The organism is Vibrio variabilis (assembly GCF_003263785.1).
GTDB lineage: Bacteria > Pseudomonadota > Gammaproteobacteria > Enterobacterales > Vibrionaceae > Vibrio > Vibrio variabilis.
Genome location: NZ_JYJK01000025.1, coordinates 1 through 507, shown reverse-complemented (window position 1 = coordinate 507; position 507 = coordinate 1). Strand labels below are relative to the sequence as shown.

General features: G+C 53.3%; 1 rRNA gene. It reads left to right on the top strand.

What is annotated here, in order from left to right:
* Positions 1-507, top strand: a 16S ribosomal RNA gene (locus tag TZ48_RS04045); the annotation flags it as partial.

Sequence of the window (507 nt, the reverse complement as noted above, 5' to 3'; positions counted from 1 at the left end):
CAGAAGAAGCACCGGCTAACTCCGTGCCAGCAGCCGCGGTAATACGGAGGGTGCGAGCGTTAATCGGAATTACTGGGCGTAAAGCGCATGCAGGTGGTTAGTTAAGTCAGATGTGAAAGCCCGGGGCTCAACCTCGGAACTGCATTTGAAACTGGCTGACTAGAGTACTGTAGAGGGGGTAGAATTTCAGGTGTAGCGGTGAAATGCGTAGAGATCTGAAGGAATACCGGTGGCGAAGGCGGCCCCCTGGACAGATACTGACACTCAGATGCGAAAGCGTGGGGAGCAAACAGGATTAGATACCCTGGTAGTCCACGCCGTAAACGATGTCTACTTGGAGGTTGTGGCCTTGAGCCGTGGCTTTCGGAGCTAACGCGTTAAGTAGACCGCCTGGGGAGTACGGTCGCAAGATTAAAACTCAAATGAATTGACGGGGGCCCGCACAAGCGGTGGAGCATGTGGTTTAATTCGATGCAACGCGAAGAACCTTACCTACTCTTGACATCC